Here is a 7,055-nt window from a genome sequence, read left to right on the forward strand (position 1 = left end):
TTGACCCATAGGCAGCTCGCTGAACGCGTGGCAGACAGATTAGTGCGCGACACGCAGAACACAAACATCATCACGGACTGGGGTGAAGCCCTCGCCTTGTTCGGCCTGCTTGAACTTGGTCGGAAGACCGACAATACCGCCTACGTCGAGGCAGTGGACAACTGGGTGGATGGACATTTGAAAGGCGGTCTGCGGATTTACGACCACTGGCGGGATGCGCTGCAAGTTAAGCAGGGCGTACCGGTTACGCATTTCTGCGGTAGTTGGGGCATCATGCTGCTCGCCAAGTCGCTTCATGAGGTTACGAACGACGTCCGCCTTGTGGAAATGGCGAGGTTTATCGGCGACTTCGTGGTGGATCGCGCGCAGCGGACCTCCGTGAAGGGACTGAAGCACACCGAGGACATTCCCTGGCTCTTTGCGGACACTGTCTATTACTCAATCCCTGGCTTGGTCGCCGCATCTGAACTCACCGGAAATGACAAGTACCGTGCCGAAGCCATGAACCAGCTTCAAATTCACCTGAAATACCTGGCAGCGGAGGGTTCGGATCTGTTTCATCAGTCATTCAACCCTGAAACGGGCGAGAGAAGTCCTGGTTGTTGGGGTCGCGGCAATGGATGGATCGCCATGACGCTTGCGGAAATAGCCGACCGGGTTCCGGACGAAACCAATGCCGTGGTCAAAACGAAGCTTCAGGCGATGTTCGCAGAGCTGTTTTCTCTTCAGCAACCGAACGGGCTTTGGAGGACGCAACTTGAAAAGGACGGCTCTTACCATGAGACGTCTTGTGGCCTGTTGTTCGCCTACGCTGGCCAATTAGCCGAGAAGAAGGGCGTCGACATCGCAAAATCCGCCAGCGCCTTCGATCGATGCTGGGATGGGACGCGGCCGTACTTCACGGATGATGGCGAACTTCAACAGGTGTCCGGCGAGACGTGGCTGCGCTGGCAAAATCCCGGAGCGTATGAATCCATTGAAACCGGACATCGGCCTTGGGGCACGGGAAGTGTGCTCCTGGCCGCAGCTACGGAGTAGCCGGACCATGACGCAGACGAGGAGAGTTGTCGTCGCGAGAAGCGGGGAAATAGTCACACTAACGCTGGATCGGCCTGAGAAGCTGAATGCCATCGACCACGACATGATCGCGGCTATCGATGACGCGGTGCGTTCCATCGAAGACGACGACAGCGTGCGGGCGGTCGTCGTCACGGGGACCGGTCGGGAATTTTCTGTTGGCGCCGACATCGGCGTCTTCAGCGCCTTGGGGCCAGTGCAGACGTGGAACCGCTGGGTACGACGAGGCCATTCTCTGATCGACAGACTGGCACACCTGCGGGTGCCAGTGATCGGAGCCCTGAACGGCATGACATTTGGGGGAGGGCTGGAGCTTGCGCTGGCCCTCGACTTCTGCATTGCCGCGCGTGAGGCCAAATTCGGTGCGCCCGAGGTGAGAATCGGTACTGTAACTGGATGGGGTGGTTCTCAACGATTGACCGAAATAATAGGTCCGGCCCGCGCCAAGCAGATGATTTTCACTGGACAACCGATTGATTCTACCACCGCGCTCCAATGGGGCCTTATCAATGAGATCTGCGACGCCGACAAGCTGATCGACCGCGCGATGCAAATTGCGAAGTCTATCTCGGCTAACGCCCCCGTTGCTGTCCAAGTCTCCAAACAGATGATCCTCGGCGGCCAGGGTTTCGTTGTCGGGTCCACGTTGGAAAGTCTTGCAGGGGGGTTCTGCAAATGTACGCAGGATGGAGCGGAAGGCCTGAACGCCTTTCTCGAAAAGCGGCATCCGGAATTCAGAGGGGAATAAGGTGTACGATCTACTACAAGGTATAAGAGTTATCGATTTCACACATGTTTGGCAGGGTCCGGTGGCGACCCTCTTGCTCGCCGATCTGGGTGCGGATGTCTTGAAAATCGAGCGTCCCGGAAAAGGTGATTGGTCTCGCTCCTGGGGCCCGTTCGTAAACGGGGTAAGCTTGCCGTTCGCGGGACTGAACCGCAACAAGCGATCCATCGACCTTGATCTCAAGACCCTAGAGGGTAAGGATGCGCTCCAGAAGTTGCTCGCCCATGCCGACGTGCTTGTTCACAACTTTCGGCCCGGCGTCGACAGGAAGATGGGCATCGATTTCGAGTCATTGTCGGAACGTCATCCCCATCTCATCCATGCGTCCGCATCCGGATGGGGCGAAAAAGGACCAGACGCCGAACGGGGAAGAGCAGGGCACGCGCAAATGGCAGCCGCTGAAGGTGGTCTTTTTTCACCCGCGACCGACATGTCTCTACCGCAGCCACCGACGATCTCTGTGGACTATCTGGCCGGAATGCTCCTGAGCAACGCTATACTTGCCGCGCTCGTATCCAGGCAGCGGACCGGGAAAGGTTGCCAAGTATTCACTGATCTTCATTCGGCCGCGCTGACAGCCCATGTTTGGGGCGGACCTGAACTCTTGAACACGGGTGGTTTTGATGAGGGAGATGTCAACCTCACCCTGAGTGAGAAGACCATTCGCCACAGTTGGCAGACATCCGATGGCTTCATTGAAATTTCGCCAGTCTTTTCGGACAACCCGCTACGCCTGATCTGCTCCGGGTTGGAACTCCCGGACCTAACTGAAGACCCACAGTTCTCCACGCCGGTTTCGCAATATCAAAATAAGGACAGGCTGTCGGAGATTCTGGGCAACCGTCTTTTGGAGCGGACTTCGGCGGAATGGCTGGAAGCGTTGGAGGCCAAGGGGATTCTCTGCGCACAGATCCTTTCGCCCACGCAGGCGCTAAACACTCCTCAATCAGCAGCGAATTCAATGGTGGTAACAGTTGAGCATCCCGCTGCGGGTCCTCTGAACTTGATAGGCTGCGCGATTAGGACAAACCAGTCGAGCAGACCCTCACGGCCACCGCCGGTTACTGGACAGCATACGGATGAAGTATTTCGTGAACTGGGAGTTCAATTGTAGGCACTTTCACAAATGCAACTGCTACCATAGGCATGTAAGTAGCATGTTCCGGGAGACTTAGGTGCGCAGCTTCGAGACTGTCGACAAAAGACCATTGTATTCGCGGGTGGCGGAAACCATCATCGAATATATTCGGGAGAATGAGATGCAGCCTGGCGAAGAGTTGCCGTCAGAGGGCGAACTCTGCGAAAAGGCCGGGGTGAGTCGGGTCGTTGTTCGTGGTGCGTTGGGCCAGTTGGCCGGTGCTGGCTTGATCCAGGTTTCCAACGGCCGACGTCCACGTGTAGGCGAACTGAACTCGAACGTTCTAAGTCTGTCGGTTCAACATGGCCTAGCGACCACTCAACTTACCGTCCAGAAAATCATGGAGGTCCGTGAGGGTGTAGAGGTCGCTGCCAGTAAGCTGGCTGCGCTGCGGCGCACAGACGCCCAAGCAGAAGTGTTGGCCGGGCTTTGTCGTGAAATGGAAGCGGTTGGAGTGGAGTCTTTGGAATTTGTCGAACTCGACTTCCAATTCCATCTGGCGATTGCCCAAGCGACCGACAATCCGCTTTACATCTACATCGTCAAGCCGCTCCGCGAGACCATCAAAAAATCTATAGAAATCGGTCGGCTCAGGCAACGCTCTCCCGCGGAGATCGCGAGGATCAACGACCAGCATTGGGAAATTCAGCGCGCGATAACATCCCGCGACGGCGAGCGAGCGGCGAATGCCATGCTGATACATCTTGAAACCGCGGCGAAGGCTTAAACGCGGACGTTTCCGCCCGCATGACGGCGAGCAATGGTGAGACGAGTTGAAAGTGAATCGCGATTTCCCCTCTCCCGATATCACCTGCTTTGGCGAACCCATGTTCGAGTTTTCCTGGCAGCCCGATGGCTCCGTCACGCCTGGCATCGGTGGTGATGTCTCCAACTGTGCTATTGCCGCTGCTCGGGCTGGTGCGAACGTGGCAATGATGACCCGATTGGGTGCCGACACTTTAGCCGATCGAATAGAATCGCTTATGCTTCCTAAGGCATCAGCACAGTGCATCTATCCTGATCCGCGGCGATTCACTATGGCCGGGCGAAAGTCATGGCCTGGTGCGAGAACAACGGCATCGACTACCTCTTCGGCCTACCCGGCAACAAGGTTCTGCAGCGGCTCGTCGACGAGAGCGCCGACGACATCCGCACGCGCGGCGCGCTCGAGCGCAAGTCTGTGCTGCGCGGCTATGCCCAGACCCACTACAAGGCGAAGTCCTGGAAGCTTGAGCGTCGCGTCTGCGATCGCATCGAGGCAACCGCGATGGGCCTCGACATCCGCTTCGTCGTCACCAATCTCGACAAAGGCTCCGCCGAGCACATCTATGACGTGATCTACTGCGCCCGCGGCCAGGCCGAAAACCTGATCAAGATGCACAAGAGCCAGCTCGCCTCCGACCGCACCTCCTGCCGCTCACCGATTGCCAACCAGGTCCGTCTTGTCCTGCACACCGCCGCATACTGGTTGATGCTCACCTGCTCACCCTGCGAGGCGGTGCCCACAACCCATCATCTGCGCAACGCGGAGTTCGCTACGCTGCGGCTCAGGCTGCTCAAGCTCGGCGCTCGCGTCATCGATCCGTCTCGCGCATCCGTCTGGCCTTCACCGCCGCCTGTCCCGAGGCAAGTCTGTTCCGGGCGCTCGCCAGCAATCTGCTACCGGCAGGACCATGATCGCCGGGGCAGCAGGCCCCGCCGAACCATACAGCTTCCACCCTCCAGCGCGTTCACAAGTCCAGACACAGCCGCGGTGAAAAAGACGCCGCGCCGCCACCTGTCCACCTCTCAGCGACAAACAAACCCAGATGCGTCATGAATAAGACGGGCTAGCGGGCGCAGGCTACTTCATTCTTTGCTGGCCGCTCTCGATAGCAGCCGGTCACCTTGAAAGAAAATTCGCGCCAGGTACCCGCTAGGCGTCATTCGTCGATGGAAAAAAACAAGGAGTGATCCATGATTAGCGGGAACTTGAAAAAATGGTGTCGATCGCGCTCGGGATCATCTGCGCAGCTATGCTGGTTCGATGCCGGCGCATGCGCAGTCTCTGGAAGATATCAAAAGCCGCGGCAAGATCCGCATCGGCATGCTTGTGGACTTTCTGCCCTACGGCCTGCTCGATGAGAACAATCAACCGGCTGGATACGAGGCCGACGTTGCAAACCTTATTGCAAAGAAGCTCGGGGTCAAGCTTGAAATCGTACCTGTCACCGGCGTATTCCGAATCTGTTGACCGGGCGCGTCGACCTCATCGTCGGCTCGCTCACCATCACGCCCGAACGCGCTAAGCAGGTGGCATTTACGAAGCCATACTCGTACGCTGAAACTGTAGTCCTTGGTCAAAAGGGACTAAAAGCCAGGAAGATCGAGGACAATAGTCGGAGTATCGACCGCCGTGCCAAGAGCAAGTGCGAGGATATTGTCGTGACAAATTCCGCCCCTGAAGGGACATCATTCGTCGGTTCGAGGATGACGCGTCATCTACGCAGGCAATCTTGTCGGGACAGGTCCAGACAATTGCGTTTGGGCAGAACGTTGCGGCGCAGGTTTGAGAATGGCGCCCGCGGATACCTTCGAAGTGAAGTTCCCTCTCTATCGGAGCTTGTTCGGCATGGCTTTGAAGCCCGGTCAGGCGGAACTTCCGAGCTGGTCCAACGTCTTCATCACGGACTCGCTCGCTGATAGTTCGCTTAACGCCGCATGGCGTAAATGGTTTGACAGCGATCTGCCGGAGATGCCCATTCCCGAATTTGTGAACAAGTGAACGGAGCAGATCATGAGCGAAAAGCTCCAACGTAATGGAAACGGTCCGCCAATCATCTCAATGACGGATGCTCAGAAGTGGTACGGTAGCTATCATGCTCTTCGGAGCGTCAATCTCAGTGTGAAAACCGGTGAGCGCATAGTCGTTTGTGGGCCGTCCGGTTCCGGGAAATCGACGCTTATCCGCTGCATCAACGGGCTTGAGGATTTCAGTGAGGGAACCATCGTCGTCGATGGCTTCGTCCCGAAAACCAGGTCCAAGGAAATGAATGCCGTGCGTCGCGAAGTCGGCATGGTGTTTCAACAGTTTAACCTCTTCCCGCACTTGACCGTCCTGGAGAATTGCATCCTTGCCCCGTTAAGATCGAGAAACAACGCGTAACGGATGCGAAGGAGTCGCCTACAAATTCCTTGCGCGCGTTCGCATAAGCGAGCATGCAGCCAAGTATCCCGCTCAGCTTTCAGGAGGGCAACAACAGCGAGTTGCGATCGCACGCGCTCTTTGCATGGATCCGAAGATTATGCTTTTTGACGAGCCCACCTCCGCATTGGACCCTGAAATGGTCAAGGAAGTGCTCGATACGATGGTAGGTCTGGCGGGTGACGGCACGACGATGATTTGCGTTACCCACGAGATGAGTTTCGCCAGGAGCGTGGCGGATCGGGTCATCTTCATGGATCACGGTGAGATTGTTGAAGAGACTCCCCCGAAAGATTTCTTCGCAGCATCAAAGCACCAACGAGCGAGGGACTTCCTCGCTCAGATTCTTCTAAACTTGCAGCTTATCAATCAGCTAATATGCTCGGCTATCGGCGATGCCGTAAATTGAAAGTTACATAAGATTTGGCTTGGAGGCGCGCATGAGCGGTTAGTTCGGAATGAATGCGATGCCGAAAAGCGTCAGACAGGTGCCTGTAGGCCAGGATTGGAAGCTGCGTGTCGTCGGTGTGTATCTTGGTGCGGGTACGGCCGATCTCACGCATGCGATTGTAGATCGGATCGAGCAAAGCGGCGGCATACGGCGCTGCGCGCGAGCATTGATCGCTCGATATGGGCGCCCTTGGCGGGCCATCATGGGTTTGTACGGCAGATGATAATCCCACTTCGCCATCATGATATGGGCGAGTGCTGCATGGCTGAGCTTGCCGCGTGCAATGGCCTTATACCAAAGGCTCTGAGGGCTGACTCTCTAGGGGTTCCCGCCTCGACTGATCCGTGATTCCTTGTTGCGAGGAGGATTCGGGCGATGGGATCAGCGGTGAAGATGCGGACGGACTATTCGGCTGTGG

Annotated in this window: 7 protein-coding genes and 2 pseudogenes; 8 read left to right on the plus strand and 1 reads right to left on the minus strand. The window is 56.8% G+C overall.

Translation table 11 applies throughout. The features are described 5' to 3' along the window. The 8 genes and pseudogenes from EOA75_RS25980 to EOA75_RS26020 form a co-directional block, all read left to right on the plus strand. Positions 1-1,038 (plus strand): glycoside hydrolase family 88 protein (locus EOA75_RS25980; protein WP_206517035.1); only part of this gene is annotated, 1,038 nt, incomplete at its 5' end. Positions 1,039-1,045: 7 nt separating this feature from the next. Further along, entirely contained in the window at positions 1,046-1,825 is a 780-nt protein-coding gene (locus tag EOA75_RS25985) for an enoyl-CoA hydratase/isomerase family protein (protein ID WP_164747561.1), read from the plus strand. Position 1,826: 1 nt separating this feature from the next. Next, positions 1,827-2,978 carry a CoA transferase gene (locus EOA75_RS25990; protein ID WP_164747562.1) on the plus strand — a complete coding sequence of 384 codons (1,152 nt, stop codon included), beginning with the start codon at positions 1,827-1,829 and terminating at the stop codon, positions 2,976-2,978. A gap of 61 nt (positions 2,979-3,039) precedes the next feature. Further along, the gene (locus tag EOA75_RS25995) at positions 3,040-3,729 is read left to right on the plus strand and encodes a FadR/GntR family transcriptional regulator (protein WP_127325491.1); all 690 of its coding nucleotides are present in this window, start codon (positions 3,040-3,042) and stop codon (positions 3,727-3,729) included. A 296-nt stretch (positions 3,730-4,025) separates the two neighbouring features. Then, positions 4,026-4,679, plus strand: a pseudogene (locus tag EOA75_RS26005) (transposase); the annotation flags it as partial. 349 nt (positions 4,680-5,028) lie between these two features. Further along, the gene (locus EOA75_RS26010) at positions 5,029-5,235 is read left to right on the plus strand and encodes a transporter substrate-binding domain-containing protein (protein ID WP_127325492.1); all 207 of its coding nucleotides are present in this window, start codon (positions 5,029-5,031) and stop codon (positions 5,233-5,235) included. Positions 5,236-5,556: 321 nt separating this feature from the next. Beyond that, positions 5,557-5,766, plus strand: a complete 210-nt coding sequence (locus EOA75_RS35215; RefSeq protein WP_245466741.1) for a hypothetical protein — start codon at positions 5,557-5,559, stop codon at positions 5,764-5,766. A 60-nt stretch (positions 5,767-5,826) separates the two neighbouring features. After that, positions 5,827-6,595 (plus strand): annotated as a pseudogene (locus tag EOA75_RS26020) (amino acid ABC transporter ATP-binding protein). Here EOA75_RS26020 and EOA75_RS35830 read toward each other — a convergent pair. Next, entirely contained in the window at positions 6,573-6,869 is a 297-nt protein-coding gene (locus EOA75_RS35830; protein ID WP_127325493.1) for a transposase, read from the minus strand. The pseudogene EOA75_RS26020 and the gene EOA75_RS35830 sit on opposite strands and share 23 nt — an antisense overlap. Positions 6,870-7,055 lie beyond the last annotated feature (186 nt).

The sequence above is a fragment of the Mesorhizobium sp. M1A.F.Ca.IN.022.07.1.1 genome (genome assembly GCF_003997575.1).
Lineage (GTDB): Bacteria > Pseudomonadota > Alphaproteobacteria > Rhizobiales > Rhizobiaceae > Mesorhizobium.